The organism is Paenisporosarcina sp. HGH0030 (assembly GCF_000411295.1).
GTDB lineage: Bacteria > Bacillota > Bacilli > Bacillales_A > Planococcaceae > Paenisporosarcina.
In genome coordinates this window covers 43,485-60,790 of the sequence record NZ_KE150422.1, presented here as the reverse complement: position 1 = coordinate 60,790, position 17,306 = coordinate 43,485, and the positions used below count along the sequence as shown (strand labels likewise).

The window sequence follows — 17,306 nt, the reverse complement described above, 5'->3', positions numbered from 1 at the left end:
CAAATGACGGTTGAAACAAAATTGGCATTAACCGAACAAGATGTACGCTCCTATTCAACGGCGAAGCAAGAACCGTCTTGGTTTGCTGAATATCGTGTACAAGCTTTATTAGCGGCAGAAGATCTGCCTATGCCAACACCAGATAAAACGAAAATCGATAAATGGAATTTCACTAACTTCCCAGTTCACGCTGTTGAAAGCAAACCATTTGCTTCACTTGCCGAATTACCGGAAGAAGTAAAAGCCATTGTAAATGATGATCAAAAAAGCGTTTATATTCAACGAAATAATACACCTGCTTTTTTACAAATTTCTGATGAGTTAGCAGCACAAGGTGTCATTTTTACAGATATCTTTACTGCTGTACGTGAACATAGCGATCTTGTTCAAAAGTACTTCATGACAAACGGTGTGAAATCGGACGAGCATAAGCTCGCTAGCTTACATGCAGCGTTGTTAAATGGTGGTGTGTTCGTATACGTACCGAAAAATGTTGAAATCGTTGAACCAATTCAAGTTGTTTTCCTACATGACGATGCTCAAGCTTCTCTATTCAACCACACAATTGTAGTGGCGGATGCGAATAGCTCAGTAACTTATGTAGAAAACTATCTTTCAACTGTTCCCGAATCAGCAGGACTTGTAAACATTGTTTCTGAAGTATTTGCTGAAGACAATGCACGCATCACTTATGGTGCGGTTGATGTCCTTGCTAAAGGCGGCACAACGTATGTTAACCGTCGAGGCATCGTTAATCGTAATGCACGAATTGAGTGGGCTCTTGGTTTGATGAATGACGGCGATACAATTTCTGAGAACGTTACACACTTGGTGGGTGACGCATCTTATGGCGATACTAAAATGGTTGTTGTAGGTCGCGGGAAACAAAAGCAAAACTTCACGACTAAAATCATTCATTGGGGCAAACACTCCGAAGGATACATTTTGAAACACGGCGTCATGAAAGATGAAGCTTCTTCTATTTTTAATGGAATTGGCAAAATCGAATATGGTGCAACTAAATCAAATGCTGTTCAGGAATCGCGTGTTTTGATGTTAAATGAAAAAGCACGTGGGGATGCAAACCCAATTCTATTGATTGACGAAGATGATGTTACAGCAGGACATGCAGCTTCCGTAGGTCGTGTAGACCCACTTCAACTTTACTATTTGATGAGTCGTGGTATTTCGAAGCAAGATGCAGAACGACTAGTAATTCATGGTTTCCTTGCGCCAGTTGTAAACGTATTGCCAATCGAGGGCGTTAAAAAGCAACTGACGGAGGTAATTGAAAGGAAAGTGCGCTAATGATCAGCAAAGACATTCGAAGCTATTTTCCCATATTAAATCAAGAAGTGAACGGCAATCCGCTTGTCTATCTTGATAGTGCAGCGACATCTCAAAAGCCTGTTCAAGTCATTGAAGCATTAAAAAAATATTATGAGTTCGATAATTCAAACGTTCATCGCGGTGTTCATACACTTGGCAATCGAGCGACTGAAAGTTATGAAGGAGCGCGTGAAAAAGTGCGCAACTTCATTTCTGCAAAGTCTACTCAGGAAGTCATTTTCATGCGCGGGACAACAACTGCAATTAATACAGTCGCACAAAGTTATGGTGGAGCAAATGTTGAGGAAGGCGATGAAATCGTCATTACTTACATGGAGCATCATTCAAACATCATTCCATGGCAGCAATTAGCAAAGGAAAAAGGTGCGGTATTAAAATACGTAGATTTAGAAGAAGACGGTACCCTTTCTTTGGATAAAGTACGTGCAACAGTTACCCCACGTACGAAAATTGTTTCAATTATGTATGTATCAAATGTTCTTGGCACAATGAATCCAATAAAAGAGATTACACAAATTGCTCACGAAAATGGAGCAATCATGGTAGTCGATGGTGCACAAGCTGCACCTCATCTACGTATCGATGTGCAAGATCTGGACTGCGATTTCCTTGCTTTCTCTGGTCATAAAATGTGTGGTCCTACTGGGATTGGCGTACTTTATGGCAAGAAAGAGTTGCTAGAGCAAATGGAACCGATTGAGTTCGGTGGCGAAATGATCGACTTCGTTGGTCTATATGATTCAACGTGGAAAGAGCTTCCTTGGAAGTTTGAAGGAGGAACTCCGATTATTGCGGGTGCGGTCGGATTAGCCGCAGCTATCGATTTCCTGGAAGAAATCGGACTCGATGAAATTGAAAAACATGAGCACGCACTTGCTGCTTATGCGTTGGAACGCATGTCTACAATTAACGGTTTGACAATTTACGGTCCAAAAGATCCTGGAGAAAGAGCAGGAATTGTTACTTTTAATTTAGATGATGTACATCCACACGATGTAGCGACAGTTCTCGATATGAACGGAATTGCAGTTCGTGCGGGGCATCATTGTGCACAACCATTAATGAAGTGGCTGCAAGTAACAGCGACTGCACGTGCAAGTTTCTATGTTTACAATTCGGAAGAGGATATTGACCGATTAGTGGCTGGACTTACCACGGCAAAGGAGTATTTTAACGATGTCTTTTAATAATTTAGATCAACTTTATAGAACTGTGATTATGGATCATTACAAAAAGCCTCGCAATAAAGGGACATTAGAGGACAGTGTCACAATCGATATGAATAACCCTACATGTGGGGACCGAATTCATTTGACTTTGCAAGTAGCTGATGGTGTCGTACAAGATGCCAAGTTTGATGGAGAAGGTTGTTCCATTTCCATGGCTTCCGCATCCATGATGACGCAAGCTGTAAAAGGCAAGCCGGTGGATGAAGCGCTAAATCTATCCACCATCTTCTCGGAGATGATGCTTGGAAAAGAATATGACGACTCTATCGACTTAGGTGATATCGAAGCTCTTTCTGGTGTAGCCAAGTTTCCTGCGCGCATCAAATGTGCAACCCTTGCTTGGAAAGCCATGGAAAAAGGTGTAGATAACGAATCACATTCGTAACAGAACGGAGGAAAGATGATGGCTAAAAAAATGCCTGAAATCGGCGATTACAAATATGGTTTCCATGATAAAGACGTGTCTATTTTCCGTTCAAAACGTGGACTGACACGTGAAATCGTTGAAACAATTTCAAATATGAAAGAAGAACCTCAATGGATGTTAGACTACCGTCTAAAATCTTTGGAGTTGTTCTACGCAAAACCAATGCCACAATGGGGTGGAGATTTATCTTCCCTTAATTTCGATGAAATTACGTATTACGTAAAACCATCAGAAGCGACTCAAACTTCATGGGATGAAGTGCCGGAAGAAATTAAACGTACGTTTGATAAACTCGGTATTCCTGAAGCAGAGCAAAAGTATTTAGCTGGTGTATCTGCTCAGTACGAATCTGAAGTGGTTTACCACAACATGAAACAAGAACTAGAAGATATGGGTATCGTCTTTAAAGATACTGGATCTGCTCTACGTGAAAACGAAGAACTGTTCAAAAAACATTGGGGTACAGTCATTCCGAACTCGGATAACAAGTTTGCTGCATTGAACTCGGCTGTATGGTCAGGTGGATCGTTCATTTATGTGCCGCCTGGTATCAAAGTTGAAACGCCTCTACAAGCTTATTTCCGAATTAACTCAGAAAACATGGGGCAATTCGAACGTACACTTATCATTGTTGATGAAGGTGCACACGTACATTATGTAGAAGGCTGTACAGCTCCAGTTTATACGACGAATTCACTTCATAGTGCGGTTGTAGAAATCATCATCAAAAAAGATGCATATTGCCGTTACACAACAATCCAAAACTGGGCGAACAATGTGTATAACCTAGTAACGAAGCGTGCAGTTTGTGAAGCAAACGCTACGATGGAATGGATTGATGGAAATATCGGTTCTAAATTAACAATGAAATACCCTGCTGTCATCTTAAAAGGTGAAGGTGCACGTGGTATGACCTTATCTATTGCTTTAGCTGGTAAAGGTCAACATCAGGATGCAGGTGCGAAAATGATTCACTTGGCTCCAAACACGTCTTCGACAATTGTTTCTAAATCAATTTCGAAACAAGGCGGAAAAGTGACTTATCGAGGCGTTGTACGATTCGGTCCTAAAGCATCAGGTGCCCGTTCAAATATCGAGTGTGATACATTGATCATGGATAACCTGTCGACATCAGATACGATTCCATACAACGAAATCCTAAACGACAATGTATCTTTGGAACATGAAGCGAAAGTTTCAAAAGTATCTGAAGAGCAATTGTTCTACTTGATGAGCCGCGGCATTTCACAGGAAGAAGCAACTGAAATGATCGTTATGGGCTTCATTGAACCGTTTACAAAAGAATTACCGATGGAATATGCGGTTGAGATGAACCGTTTGATTAAGTTCGAAATGGAAGGTAGTATCGGGTAATAAACGAATTGTGTAGTGCTCACTTTTTGAGTGATTCGTCTATTATTCTGTATGATAATAGTGAAAATTTTTATGAACGATAAAAGCTGTAGACACATTACAAGTGTCTACAGTTTTTTTTGTAGGTTATCTTCAAGGGTGGCGTGATTTATTGATTATGGAACTTCTTTGAAATGGAAATTTGATTTTGTTATGCTTATTATAGGTACGATAATGTATGTCGTAGTGAAATTTGAATACAAAAAGGGTGAGAAGCTCGTGAAATATGATGTAATATTATTTGATTTGGATGACACGTTATTAGACTTCAGTGAGACGGAGAAAAATGCTTTTAATAATTCATTTACAGCATTTGGTTTGCCGAATGGTTTAACAGATTACAGAGCTAGCTATAATGTGATCAGTAAAGGTCTATGGTCTGACTTGGAGCAAGGACATATTTCACTTTCTGAACTTAAAGTAGAAAGGTTTAAGCGCTTATTTATGCAGCATCAACTGACATTAAGCGCGGAAGACTTTGGTCAATCCTATTTAGATAACCTAGGGCAAGAAGTACATTTGATCGATGGTGTCCAGGAAATGCTCAATAATCTTTCTAATTGTAGGCTTGCTGTATTAACGAATGGGTTTCAAGAAGTTCAACATTCAAGAATAGCAATTTCATGCATGAAGGATACTTTTGAAGCCATCATTTCTTCTGAGGAAACCGGCTATCAAAAGCCACAAGCGGAAATTTTCGAATATGCTTTTGAAAAACTGGGTATTTCTACTAAAGGAAATGTGTTAATGGTAGGGGATTCCCTTACATCAGATATTCAAGGTGGCAACAATTTTGGAATCGATACTTGCTGGTTTAATCCACATGGAAAAGAAAATGTATCGGCAATTAAGCCAACCTATGAAATTAGCGAGTTTATAGAATTAGTACAAATCGTGAAGGATAAGGTTTTGATAGAATAAAAAAATGACAGTGTTGGTCATCTCTACTTTGGTGTCTTTACATTGAAAACAATATTGTTCATTATAGTTTGCTAAAAGGAAAAAGGGTATCCCGAGTGCTTATGGGATACCCTTTTTCCTTTTAATTGATTCATTGATTCAACATAGCTTGAAAAGCAGAAGTGGATTTCAAAGAATTAAGCCGTCTTTCATTGAGATAATGTGGTCTGCATATGAAAGCATTTCTTCATCGTGAGTCACCATTAACGTGGTAATATTCAACGTTTTAGTTAATTCTCTGATTAACGTCATCACATCTTTCGATCTTTTCGAATCTAAACTCGCAGTGGGCTCATCCGCAAAAAGCATTTTAGGTTTGTGGATGATTGCGCGTGCAATTGCCACCCGTTGTTTTTCCCCACCTGACAATGAAGCAGGGTAGGAATCCTTACGGTGTTCCATATCAACCAATTTAAGTATTTGTGCAACTTCCTCTTTTTGTTTCTTTTTTTTCATCTTTGTTTCCGAAACGTCGAGCATCAGCATAAGTTGTTCTTCTACAGTGAGAAAAGGAACAAGATGAGAGGATTGAAAGACAAATCCGAACTCACTTGCCCGGATTTTTCGAATTTGCTCCTGACTCATCTTAGACAAATCTTTCCCATCGAATAGAACCTGACCATGCGTTGCGCGTTGAAGACCGGCGGCTATTGTAAGTATCGTACTTTTCCCAGAACCAGATGCTCCTACTAAAGCTGTTATTTCCCCTTGTTGAAGAGAAAGATTGATTCCTTTTAATACTTGCTCTTCTACTTCCCCGTTTTTAAACGTTTTTTTGACATCATCAATTGTGAATACAGTCATATTAAACCTCTCCTTGTTGAATCGCTTGTAGTGGCTCGACTTTTTTAATTTGGATACCCGATAGCGTAGCGCCAATAAATCCGATGAACACGAATATGAGTGATAATTGAACCGTTGTTTGAATGGTTAAACTAAAAGGCATTCCTTCAGGTGCAATCATTGTGAAAGCTTGGCTCAATGCAACTGACAATGTTAGTGCAATTGCGGTAATAAATAGCATCTGCGACCACATCATCCCAAATAATTGACTTGTTTTAACCCCAAGCGCTTTCAAAATCCCGTATAATCCAATTTTTTGAACGTTCATCATGTAGAAGAATATCGCGAACAACATCCCGCTGATGACGACTAAAAACCATACAATCATATTGAGCGACATCTGTTCTGCGCTATAACTTGGAATCGTATTGAGAAATTCTTTATTTGAAAATGATTGTAATCCGTCAATTGCTTGTTCCTTATCATTTCCAGGTACAAATACCAATTGCATATCTTCCACACCGTAGATTTCTTTGTAGTTTTCCATATTGATATAAGCAACAGGTGCGTGGCTATATTTCTTTTGATCGACAAAGCCTTTTACTTTAAACTCACCGCTAAACTGATTGTTTGTTATGGTATCCCCGACATTTATGCCGTCTTCTTCTAATGAACGATCTAATATGATTTCTCCTTCTCCAACTTTTTCAAATAACTTCGAATCAGTTGAAGTAACAAAGGCAACGCTATGTTGTTTGTCGTCTGCATCGTTCACAAAGCCCATCTGAATTGAAAGTGCCGCTGCATCCTTCTGGTTATTTATTGCTTTGTCTTGTAATTTTTCATCTATTTTCGAAAGATTATAGGTTTCATTTGCTTCTTCATTCATATAGAATTGACCATTCGGCAGATCTTTTATTAAAGCCGCATTATCTTGAGATAAACCATTCGATAATCCAGAAATGATAAACGTTAAAAAACTAACAAGAAATATAATTGATCCTAAAATGATAAATTTTGCTTTACTCTTCCTAATTTCTTTCCATGCAATATTCATCTTTTACGCCTCCGTTTTTTTATGATAACTAGAGTATATTCGTGTTAAGTGAACGGAATATGAACTGAAGATTACATCGTAAAACGACTGTCGAATACTTTTTCTTTTCGGGATACAGAGGGATTTATCTGGATCGTTACTGTGGTGACTTGTGCATGTATACTCAAAAACTGGCTATCATGTTTACGTAGAAAAATGCATTACATTTATCTTTGGATTGATAAGTAATTAATTCGTGTTATGATGTTCATGTACAACTGAATAGTAACATCTTCCACTAGGGGGACCTTGCAATTGATAAATGGAAATCATTTATTCATTAAATAAAGGTTGAGATTAAAGTAATGCTTTAAGACCCTTAGAACCTGATCTGGTTTATACCAGCGTAGGGAAGTGGAGTTGCGGAGCAGTATGTTTTTTTACTATTTTTCCAATACAACCACTTTCTTATGTTTGTTAAGAGAGTGGTTTTTTATTTGCTCTAAATTTGGCGGAAGTGATTCGATTCAGTTGAGCAAAACTTTTTTGGAGGTTGCTTTATGACATTTTCAAAGCTTTTAAGAGAAGAATCAGATCACATTTGGGAAGCAAGCTTTCATCATCCGTTCGTTACAGGAATTGGGGATGGGACATTGTCTTTAGAGTGTTTCCGTTATTACGTTATGCAGGATGCATATTACTTGTCCCACTTTGCAAAGGTTCAAGCTTTGGGTGCAGCTAGAGCTAATGATTTTGAAACAACGAGTAAAATGGCAGCTCATGCACAAGCCACATATGAAGCGGAATTATCGCTGCATAAGAATTTTTCACGTCGACTCGGAATAACAGAAGAAGAACAAGCAAGTTTCAAGCCTTCGCCTACTGCGTATGCTTACACATCCCATTTGTATCGTGCAGCATATCACGGACATTTAGGCGATATTATCGCAGCCATTTTACCTTGTTATTGGCTTTATTTTGAAATAGGCGAGAGACTTCAGTCGTGTACTCCTGAAGAACCGATTTACCAAGAATGGATTGCAGCATATGGTGGTGAATGGTTTAGATCGAAAGTCGAGGAACAAATTAATAGACTAGACAAGCTTGCTGAAACAGTAACTGCTGAGGACCGCGAACGGATGAAAGAACATTTTATCATTAGTAGCCAATACGAATATTCATTTTGGGAGATGGCCCATACATTAGAAAAATGGCCAGCTCAAAAAGAAGTAGTAAGTTTCACGTAGTAAATTGTAGCTGGCGTAGGGAAGAGGAAATGTTAGTTATGTTTTATGCATATCACAACAAACCACTCTAAGCGCCAGTGTGGTTTTTCTACACCGATAAGAGAGTGGAAGTTTTCGGAGGTCAGTAGCTTGCACCATTGTGGATGCAAACTGTGTTTTTCTAATTTAATTTACATTAGTTTATAAGGCAATCAACTTTAGGCTTTTCCAAAGGGGATTAAGAGTATGGATCATGCAAAACTACATGTTATATCAACTGGAAGACAGAAGCCAGAGCAATTAGCAGAAATAGCTGGGGCGATCCATCCATATATCGATGCCATCCATATTCGAGAGAAGTCGAAAACAGCCATAGAAATCTATAGATTAGTGAGTTTATTAACGGACAATAAAGTCCCATTATCTAAAATAATTATCAACGATCGACTAGATGTGGCCAATGTGTCAAAGGTTGGAGGAGTTCAACTCGCCTATCATTCTATACCAGCTGATATTGTGAAAATACAGTTTCCAAGTTTTAGAGTTGGTTGTTCGGTTCATTCAATTGATGAGGCTCATATTGCACAAGAACAAGATGCAGATTATGTGATTTTCGGACATGTTTTCCCCACACAATCAAAGCCGGGATTAGTTTCAAAGGGTTTAGAGCAATTAGCCACCGTCTCTCATTCAGTTACTATTCCCGTATTTGCAATAGGCGGTATAAAACCGCTAAACGTTAGGGAAGTAATCGAAGCTGGGGCAAGTGGTATTGCTGTGATGTCAGGAATATTAGAAGCTGATAATCCGTTAGAGGCAGCAAAGGAATATTATCAAAAGCTAACGTCTATCAATTGACTTAATAATTTTCCAGGGAAAAAGGGGGGATATGATGAGATATCAGTATGACGCAATCGTGGTGGGCGGTGGAGTTATCGGGGGAGCCATCGCTTATAATCTTGCCAAAAGAGGGATTAAGGTACTTTTGTTAGAAAAAGATCGACTTGCTAGTAAATCATCTGGAGCCGCTGCTGGAATGTTGGCCGCTCAAGCAGAATTGGATGGAGTGGGACCACTTTTTCAATTAGCTAGAAAAAGCAGAGCGATGTTTACAAGATTAGCAGATGAAATAAAAGGGACCAGTGGAATAGATATTGAACTCATAAATAAAGGCATGCTAAAGGTTGCCATTAATGAACAGGAACAACAGGAATACAAGAGATTCATTGCAATCCAGAGACAAAGTGGAGATCAAGCTGATTGGCTTACAGGTGAAGAGGTAAGAGAAAAAGAGCCTGCATTATCTCAAGATATTATTGGAGCTATGCTTCTTGATAAAGATGGGCATGTAGAAGCTCCCCAGTTAACTTTAGGGTTATTAAAGTCTGCAGCAGTACTTGGTGTGGTAATAAAGGAATACGTGGAAGTTTATGACTTTCAGTTCACGAAAGAGAGAGTTACAGGCGTTGTGACGAGTGAAGGTGATTTTACCAGTGAAAATGTCATAGTGGCAGGTGGGGCTTGGAGTAAGAAGTTACTTTCAAAAACAGGTATACAGTTAGAAACCCATCCCGTAAAAGGTGAATGTTTTTCTATCGTAACACATCGTCCATTGCTAACTAGTACGATATTTTCGCATGGTTGCTACCTCGTCCCCAAAAAAGGTGGAAGAATAATCGTTGGTGCTACCGTTAAACCAAGAACTTTTAACCCAAAAGTTACGATTGAGGGGATATCCTTTCTGATGGAAAATGCTAAAAAATTGATGCCGTCCATTTTGGAGGCAGAATTGGAGCAGACCTGGGCTGGAATTCGACCACAAACCGCTGACGGATACCCGTACTTGGGGGAACATCCTGTTTATAAAGGGTTATTCATCGCAACAGGCCATTTTAGAAATGGAATATTACTTTCTCCAATAACTGGTGAGATTATCTCCGACTTGGTTGAAGGAAAGTCCACATCGGTAAACTTGGCACCTTTTCGGGTAGATCGTTTGGTAAAGCAATTAGTTTAAGTGTGGGGTGAAAGAATGAAATTAGTGATTAACGGAGACAAAATAGAAGTTCCAAATACAGTGGAAACAATATCTAACCTGTTGCAGCATTTCGAATTAGAAAAGAAGGTTGTAATCGTTGAATGGAATAACACGATATTGGAAAAAGGATCGCATCAAGAAACCATACTATGTGATGGGGATAAAGTTGAGTTAGTACATTTTGTAGGAGGCGGATGACGATGTTAAAAATTGGATCATATGAATTCATGTCAAGATTACTATTAGGTACAGGGAAATATCCGGACTTTGATGTTCAAAAGGAAGCAGTAGAAGTGTCAGGAACAGAGATATTAACGTTCTCTGTTCGTAGGATGAATGTATTCGAGCCGAGCCAACCAAATTTTTTAGAAAAGCTAGACCTTAATAAGTACATATTACTTCCAAATACAGCAGGTGCAAGTACAGCAGCAGAAGCGGTTCGTATTGCTAAATTAGCTAAAGCTTCAGGTCTTTGCGACATGATTAAGGTTGAAATAATTGGTTGCCAAAAAACATTATTACCGGACCCAATAGAAACATTAAAGGCATCAGAGGAACTGTTAAAAGAGGGATTTACGGTCCTACCATATACGTCTGACGATGTTCTCCTAGCTAAACGACTAGAAGAATTGGGGTGTCATGCCATTATGCCAGGTGCATCACCAATTGGTTCCGGCCAAGGGATTATTAATCCATTAAACCTCAGCTTTATTATTGAGCAAGCAAGTGTACCAGTTATTATCGATGCTGGAATAGGGACTCCATCTGACGCAGCCATTGCCATGGAATTAGGTGCGGATGGGGTGTTACTAAATACTGCAGTTTCAGGAGCTAATGACCCAGTGAAAATGGCGAAGGCAATGAAACTTGCGATTGAAGCGGGTCGACTAGGATTTGAAGCAGGACGGATTCCGAAAAAGCGTTATGCAACTGCTAGTAGCCCTACGGAAGGAATGAGTATGAGTTGAGTGAACGGTATTCACGACAAGAACTCTTCGTTCCAATTGGAGTAGAAGGACAATCAAAAATAGGGGAAAAACATGTGTTAGTAATCGGTGCGGGTGCACTTGGAACGGGAAGTGCAGAAGTGCTTGTGCGTGCAGGTGTTGGCAAGCTGACGATTGTTGATCGTGACTATGTGGAGTGGAGTAATCTCCAACGTCAGCAATTGTATACCGAAAATGATGCGAAGCAACGCATTCCAAAAGCAATTGCAGCGAGAGAACGTTTAGCGCACATAAATTCAGAGGTAGATATTATTTCCCACGTAATGGATGTCTCTGTAGAGGAACTAGTAATGCTTGTTAAAGATGTGGATTTAATCATGGATGCAACTGATAATTTTGATATTCGGATGATAATTAATGACATTTCCCAGAAGTATCAAATTCCCTGGATTTATGGGGCATGCGTTGGAAGCTATGGGATTACATATACGATCCTACCAGGGGAAACCCCTTGTTTACATTGTTTGTTACAAACTGTGCCAATGGAGGGGGTTACTTGTGACACTGTCGGAATAATTAGCCCAGCTGTTCAAATGGTCGTCTCCTTTCAAACAACAGAGGCATTAAAAATTTTAGTAGAAGATTATCAAGCTTTAAGAAAAAAGCTCGTTTCATTTGATTTATGGAAAAATCATCATGCAGCAATTAGCGTAGATAAGATGAAGAAAGAAAGTTGTTTATCTTGCGGTACACACCGTACGTATCCGCATTTAGCTTTTTCAAATCAAACAAAAACCGTCGCATTATGTGGAAGGGATACGGTTCAAATCCGACCACCTGAACCTATGGATAGAAATTTAGAGAGTTTGGCTAACGTCCTTTCGGGACAAGGAAGAAAGGTCTCACAAAATCCATATTTACTTTCTTTTTCAATCGGTAATCACCGCCTTGTTATTTTTAAGGATGGCCGGGTATTAATCCACGGAACAAAAGACATTGCCGAAGCTAGAACTTTATATCATCGCTATTTAGGTTGAGTTTTATTATTGAATGATCTTAAGGGTGTTAATCGAGTACTTCCAACTGGTTGTGCTACTGGACTTGCAGCATCATCAATAAATTTAGGCACAATATTAATTTCCATAATATCATCACCTTTCCATACTTTTATTGTACCCAAATTTTACTAACGGGTGCTTTAGTTAAAGATCATCGGGCTGTTTAAACAGCCCTTTTTCTTTTGAACTTACTGGGCAGTTTAGTTGAAGAAGCGTAGTATGGTCAAACTGTGAATTAACAACTTCCAATCTCCTAATAAATTGTTACAATTTTCTTTATAAGAGACGATAGGAGGGTATAAATTGAAGGTATTACACAATTACATCCAGGCAACAAACACTCATAAATTTGATGAAGTTAAAAAATTTCTTCATCCTAATGCTGTTTATTTCTTCTCAGATCGAAATTGTACAACTCACGAAGAAATACAGACATATTTTGAAAAGGCATGGTCAATTGTTAAAAATGAAAACTACGAAGCACAAGAGGTGCACTGGCTATTCACAGGAAGTAACTCAGCAACTTGTACTTATACCTATTTCTATGAAGGCTTTGTCAATGATAAATATGCAAGCGGCCATGGAAGGGCCACAAATGTCTTCGTCAAAGAATCCGATGTCTGGCTTTTAATTCACGAGCATTTAAGTCCCTTACCCAAATAATTTTTGAAAGAGAGACGTTCTATACTACTAGACGTCTTTTTTATTCACTTCACATAATAGGTCAACACTACAATAAGTCTTGTTCAACTAACGGGGCAGGTTAGTTGAATAAGGATTTATTATAAGAATTATTTTTAGAAGTGTGATTCTATATAAGAATCACACTTTTTTCTGGAACCATTTAAAAAAGTGAAAAAGGGTGTTAACTTTTTAAAATCAATGGAGTCTTATAAGTGGAAAGGAGGGGAGTTATTGAATCAGAAAGAAGAACTGTACGTAGTCTTACAAGAAAAATCAGGAATTATTTTCAAGTATTTAATTAAAATAGGTGCAAACCCCCGAGATGCTGAAGATATCTTACAAGAAGCCTTATATAAATTTATTTTATACATCGATTCTGTCGATCCTAACAAGTCGTTTAGCTGGTTATTCAGGGTAGCGATTAATCTATATTATGATTTATGTCGCAAGCAGCAAAAACATATACTTGTATCTTTTGAAAACTTTGAGTTTGTGGACGATACTCATCTGCCAGAAGAATATGTTCATCAATCTGAGACGAAAAAAGAAATACAAGTCATACTTGATCAGCTAACTCCCCTACATAAACAGTTAATATTGCTAAAATACGAGCTGGATTTAAGTTATGAAGAAATTGCTGAGATGTTGGATTTGAATTCAGGAACCTTAAAGACATATCTATTTCGTGCAAGAAAGACCTTTAAAGAACTATATAGGAGGGAGCAAGAAAAACATGACCGATTACAAAGAAAGTAAAGAGGAAATGGAGCTTAATGAACTTTTTGAAGGGAAATCGACTAGCAGCATTTCCAAATTAGTTAAAAGGGCTAAAAGAAGAACAATCCTTCGGAACATTGTTATCTCTATTTTGGTTATATTTTTTCTAAGTGTGACTTTAGGTTTTACATGGCTTTCTATAATGAGATGGAGTCAGGAAAATGCTATGCGTGACATTCAGTTGTTTAGTCGGATAACGAATCCTAATGTTGAGGAATTAGGGGCCCAAAATGAGGGGAATGGCTTGTTTGAAGGTATTTTAACCTTTAATCGATACAAAGAGATTGAAGGAATCCCGGTAAACTGGAGTGATCGTGTAGTTACTTATAGCCTCTTTGGTGGAGTAAGCCGGCTAACAGGAGACCATTCACCCATACAAATACAAGATAAAAACGATGGTGAAATGAAATTTTATGATCGGGTGACAAAACAAAGAATGATGAAATTTTATCATCCGGATGTAGAGTACCCTAAACTAAGTGATGACTTAGCAAGTCTAAATAATGTTGCAGATGACACTCTAGTAGAATTGGCATTATCATTTGATCAAAAATATTCACCTCAAGAAGTAAGAGAATTAATGCCTGAAGGTATTACTCTCAAATGGTATTGGGTGGATACTTACTCAAAAACAGATATAGAAAGATTAAACGATAATACAGTTGAAGCAGTTAATGGTGGAGAGTTCCAAACTGAAGCTTCACCTGAACTAGCTACAGAAATATATGGTTTTGATGAAATGCCAGAAGATCCTGAAAATCCGTCGTTAAGTGAACAAATGTTTTTAGGCGATGTTGAAATGGGTGTAAGTTTGGAGGATGGAAAATATCATGGAGAATTCGAACGGATTTATAAGCAGCTGAAAGGAGATTCTTCAACTCTAAATGCAAAAAACATACATGTAATAGGGGCAGTTGTAACTGGGGAAGCCTCAGACTTAGCTAAATTAAACAACATGCCTATGATTCGAGCTACTGTTCTTGGAGTCACTGCAAATCCAAATGAGTAATGATGGATGGGTCAATAATATTGGAGGAAATAGAATGAAGACGAAAAACCCTGTTGGTCTAATACTGAGAGCATTAGCTTTTCTAGTGGAGTTTAGCATGATGGTCATCCTAGGCGGTTTGTATAAAACTACGGGGGCTTTAGTTAAAGATCATTGGGCTGAACTAACGGGGCAGTTTAGTTGAACAAGGAATAAACGATTAGTTTATTGAATATAAAACTATAAGTAGTAAGGTAGTAAAATAGTTTGGGGGAATTTTATTGAAACGTCTACTAATAGGAATATTGGTAATTATGTTTATCCTTATTGGGATGTATTTCTTGTCCTCCACAGGATCTTAATTGTATCTAACGAGTTTAGTTGAAGATTCTTGGGCTGCTATGCAGCTCTTTTTTCTTATTGAACTAACGGGGCAGTTTAGTTTAATAGGGGTTTTAAATTTCTATTTTAAAATAAGCAGTTGAAAGGGAGATGAAAATGAAAAAAATGACAATATATTTTTTATATTCACTGTCAATATTACTTTTTCTAAATGGATGCAATCCAAATAATAATGTAAATGGCGATAAAAATGCGAATGTTTTTCAATATGATGGTTCTTTTATTGGAGATAATAGTGCAGTAATAAATATTATAAATAAATTGAAACACGGTGAGGATTTCAAGGAAGTTTCACTTGAAACAAAAGTAGAACCTTATGGAATGACTTTGAAATACGAAGACATTGAAGAATCTATGATAGAAAAGGAATATAAAGAAACGGTAATATACAATGCTACATTCCTATTTACTTTGGTTGAAAATGCAGAGTGGATTACTTTTAATTTTGAAGACCAGCAATATAAAATAACTAAAGAAGAATTACAAGACTGGTACGGCAAAGAATTGAGCGAATTTACAAGTGAAGAAGAATTAAAAAATCTTATACAAAAGCAAATAGCAGATGAGAAAAAAGTAGATCAACTCTTTGAAAAGTAGAATTCTTCTTCTTTAACTAACGGGTGCTTTACTTCAATAAGGAGTAAAGACTTTTTTTTTATTGAACTCCCATGAAAATTAAAAAACTCTGAGCTTTCAGAAGGATTATATTGAATTGAAAGGTAGAACAGAAACCAATTCCATTCTCCTTAGAATAAAGGGGAGGCTGCGGCAGTCATAGCAGAATTCTCCCATAAGTGCTGCCCACATTGGGTGCGACAGTCTGTGAAGCACCGAGGTCGTTGGAGTCAGACTGAGGGGGCAGGTTAGTTGAAAACAACTTATATAAGTTTATTCACAAAAGAAGGCAAGCTTTATATTCAAAGCCAGCCTGTTTTACTACTTTTTATTCAACTTTGAAGGCTACAGAAATTTTATGATCACCAGGTATCTTTTCAATAACACGGTAGGTTCCTGTTTCGAATCCCTTAAGTACAACATCTTGGGAAAAAGATTTTCCTGTTCTTAACCTAATTGCTATTAAATAAACAATTTGTTCAAAATCATATGGATTCCAGCGTTCGCCATCCCATTTCTCAAAATGGGCCCCATATCCAGTTCCTAATTCAACCGTACCCAAATTTGTCAAAGTAACCTTCATAGTATCTCCCGAAGAATACAAGGTCTTATCAATATCAATTTTTGCATTTACCTCGTTGTATGGGACAAAAAGACGCTGAAATTCTTGCTTGAGAACTTTATTTTTTGTGTTTAAAGCTATTTGTTCAAGATAATAGGTGACATTTTCCCCTTCTGGGATCTGAACACTGAAATCAGGGTCATTTCGGTTAACTGTTTCTTCTATGATTGTCTCGAACAATTTATCAGTACTGTTAAATTTAAATAAATTAACTTCATATCTGCCATCTCGTGGTAAGGAATCAGCATCAATTTCAATCTGTTCACCTGGACGATAAACTCGATGAGACTTTAGATAAAAGGATTCACGACTTCGGTTTTCAAAAAAACTCGAGTCCAATAAGTCCAAATAAGATTTACTCCAATATAGAATGGCGTTATCCATTTTTCCATTGTCAATTTCCTTTAATTGCTGAGGAACATCGTTTGATATAGCATCTCTACTTAGTTCATTGTCTGGTGTTGCCGAATCGCCATTGTTCATTTCACCCGAACTACAGCCGCCTAATATTATAATACTGATAAATATTGCAATTCCTTTCTTCATTTCGATCACTCCCCACTAAATTAGACTGCAAAAGTTATTGTTTGGTTACAATTTTTTTCGAATTAATAGAAAATAAGAGACCTGTTGCTTAGGCAGCTCATTTTTCTTATTGAAACCCCATGAAAATTAAAACTGCACAATTACAAAAAAGAACAACAATATTTGAAAGCTTTACTTGAAATTCTGGATAGTCATCTTGAGCGAG

19 protein-coding genes and 1 riboswitch are annotated in these 17,306 nt (G+C 37.8%); of the genes, 16 read left to right on the top strand and 3 right to left on the bottom strand.

Going from position 1 to position 17,306, the window contains the following annotated elements; all coding sequences use genetic code 11:
* The first annotated feature begins 3 nt into the window (after nucleotides 1-3).
* From sufD to HMPREF1210_RS12370, 5 genes are all read left to right on the top strand, one after another.
* Nucleotides 4-1,308 carry a Fe-S cluster assembly protein SufD gene (sufD, locus tag HMPREF1210_RS12390; protein ID WP_016429035.1) on the top strand — a complete coding sequence of 435 codons (1,305 nt, stop codon included), beginning with the start codon at nucleotides 4-6 and terminating at the stop codon, nucleotides 1,306-1,308.
* Nucleotides 1,308-2,537: a cysteine desulfurase gene (locus HMPREF1210_RS12385; protein WP_016429034.1), complete on the top strand. Its 1,230-nt coding sequence runs from the start codon at nucleotides 1,308-1,310 to the stop codon at nucleotides 2,535-2,537. Before sufD ends, HMPREF1210_RS12385 begins: the two co-directional genes overlap by 1 nt.
* Nucleotides 2,527-2,964: a Fe-S cluster assembly sulfur transfer protein SufU gene (gene sufU / locus HMPREF1210_RS12380; protein WP_016429033.1), complete on the top strand. Its 438-nt coding sequence runs from the start codon at nucleotides 2,527-2,529 to the stop codon at nucleotides 2,962-2,964. Before HMPREF1210_RS12385 ends, sufU begins: the two co-directional genes overlap by 11 nt.
* A gap of 18 nt (nucleotides 2,965-2,982) precedes the next feature.
* The gene (gene sufB, locus HMPREF1210_RS12375; protein WP_016429032.1) at nucleotides 2,983-4,380 is read left to right on the top strand and encodes a Fe-S cluster assembly protein SufB; all 1,398 of its coding nucleotides are present in this window, start codon (nucleotides 2,983-2,985) and stop codon (nucleotides 4,378-4,380) included.
* A 258-nt stretch (nucleotides 4,381-4,638) separates the two neighbouring features.
* Complete coding sequence (locus HMPREF1210_RS12370) at nucleotides 4,639-5,340, top strand: YjjG family noncanonical pyrimidine nucleotidase (RefSeq protein ID WP_036660177.1); 702 nt, start codon at nucleotides 4,639-4,641, stop codon at nucleotides 5,338-5,340.
* A gap of 168 nt (nucleotides 5,341-5,508) precedes the next feature.
* On the opposite strand, the gene HMPREF1210_RS12365 is transcribed toward HMPREF1210_RS12370, so the two are convergent.
* Both HMPREF1210_RS12365 and HMPREF1210_RS12360 read right to left on the bottom strand, forming a co-directional pair.
* Nucleotides 5,509-6,183: an ABC transporter ATP-binding protein gene (locus tag HMPREF1210_RS12365; protein ID WP_016429030.1), complete on the bottom strand. Its 675-nt coding sequence runs from the start codon at nucleotides 6,181-6,183 to the stop codon at nucleotides 5,509-5,511.
* Nucleotide 6,184: 1 nt separating this feature from the next.
* Entirely contained in the window at nucleotides 6,185-7,219 is a 1,035-nt protein-coding gene (locus HMPREF1210_RS12360; RefSeq protein WP_016429029.1) for an ABC transporter permease, read from the bottom strand.
* Between the two features lie 269 nt (nucleotides 7,220-7,488).
* Nucleotides 7,489-7,628: riboswitch (TPP riboswitch) on the top strand.
* A 130-nt stretch (nucleotides 7,629-7,758) separates the two neighbouring features.
* Between HMPREF1210_RS12360 and tenA the strand changes: the two genes are divergently transcribed.
* The 11 genes from tenA (at nucleotide 7,759) to HMPREF1210_RS12310 (ending at nucleotide 15,915) form a co-directional block, all read left to right on the top strand.
* On the top strand, nucleotides 7,759-8,445 hold the full coding sequence (tenA, locus tag HMPREF1210_RS12355) for a thiaminase II (protein WP_016429028.1): 687 nt from the start codon (nucleotides 7,759-7,761) through the stop codon (nucleotides 8,443-8,445).
* 225 nt (nucleotides 8,446-8,670) lie between these two features.
* Nucleotides 8,671-9,282, top strand: coding sequence for a thiazole tautomerase TenI (gene tenI, locus HMPREF1210_RS12350; protein ID WP_016429027.1), 612 nt, complete (start codon nucleotides 8,671-8,673; stop codon nucleotides 9,280-9,282).
* A 34-nt stretch (nucleotides 9,283-9,316) separates the two neighbouring features.
* Complete coding sequence (thiO, locus tag HMPREF1210_RS12345) at nucleotides 9,317-10,441, top strand: glycine oxidase ThiO (RefSeq protein WP_016429026.1); 1,125 nt, start codon at nucleotides 9,317-9,319, stop codon at nucleotides 10,439-10,441.
* 15 nt (nucleotides 10,442-10,456) lie between these two features.
* A complete protein-coding gene (gene thiS, locus HMPREF1210_RS12340; protein ID WP_036660091.1) occupies nucleotides 10,457-10,660 on the top strand; it encodes a sulfur carrier protein ThiS in 204 nt (67 codons plus the stop codon).
* 2 nt (nucleotides 10,661-10,662) lie between these two features.
* Nucleotides 10,663-11,430 (top strand): thiazole synthase, encoded by a 768-nt coding sequence (locus HMPREF1210_RS12335; protein ID WP_016429025.1) that lies wholly within the window; start codon nucleotides 10,663-10,665, stop codon nucleotides 11,428-11,430.
* A complete protein-coding gene (locus HMPREF1210_RS12330; protein ID WP_016429024.1) occupies nucleotides 11,427-12,446 on the top strand; it encodes a thiazole biosynthesis adenylyltransferase ThiF in 1,020 nt (339 codons plus the stop codon). The genes HMPREF1210_RS12335 and HMPREF1210_RS12330 overlap by 4 nt, the downstream gene beginning before the upstream one ends.
* Before the next feature lie 324 nt (nucleotides 12,447-12,770).
* Nucleotides 12,771-13,130 (top strand): nuclear transport factor 2 family protein, encoded by a 360-nt coding sequence (locus HMPREF1210_RS12325; RefSeq protein WP_016429023.1) that lies wholly within the window; start codon nucleotides 12,771-12,773, stop codon nucleotides 13,128-13,130.
* A 252-nt stretch (nucleotides 13,131-13,382) separates the two neighbouring features.
* Nucleotides 13,383-13,907, top strand: a complete 525-nt coding sequence (locus HMPREF1210_RS12320) for an RNA polymerase sigma factor (protein WP_016429022.1) — start codon at nucleotides 13,383-13,385, stop codon at nucleotides 13,905-13,907.
* Complete coding sequence (locus tag HMPREF1210_RS12315) at nucleotides 13,885-14,937, top strand: anti sigma factor C-terminal domain-containing protein (RefSeq protein WP_016429021.1); 1,053 nt, start codon at nucleotides 13,885-13,887, stop codon at nucleotides 14,935-14,937. The genes HMPREF1210_RS12320 and HMPREF1210_RS12315 overlap by 23 nt, the downstream gene beginning before the upstream one ends.
* Before the next feature lie 34 nt (nucleotides 14,938-14,971).
* Nucleotides 14,972-15,121 (top strand): hypothetical protein, encoded by a 150-nt coding sequence (locus HMPREF1210_RS18245; protein ID WP_016429020.1) that lies wholly within the window; start codon nucleotides 14,972-14,974, stop codon nucleotides 15,119-15,121.
* Nucleotides 15,122-15,414: 293 nt separating this feature from the next.
* Complete coding sequence (locus HMPREF1210_RS12310) at nucleotides 15,415-15,915, top strand: DUF4825 domain-containing protein (RefSeq protein WP_016429019.1); 501 nt, start codon at nucleotides 15,415-15,417, stop codon at nucleotides 15,913-15,915.
* Nucleotides 15,916-16,261: 346 nt separating this feature from the next.
* Here the strand turns inward: HMPREF1210_RS12310 and HMPREF1210_RS12305 are convergent, their stop codons facing one another.
* The gene (locus HMPREF1210_RS12305; protein WP_016429018.1) at nucleotides 16,262-17,101 is read right to left on the bottom strand and encodes an immunoglobulin-like domain-containing protein; all 840 of its coding nucleotides are present in this window, start codon (nucleotides 17,099-17,101) and stop codon (nucleotides 16,262-16,264) included.
* Nucleotides 17,102-17,306 lie beyond the last annotated feature (205 nt).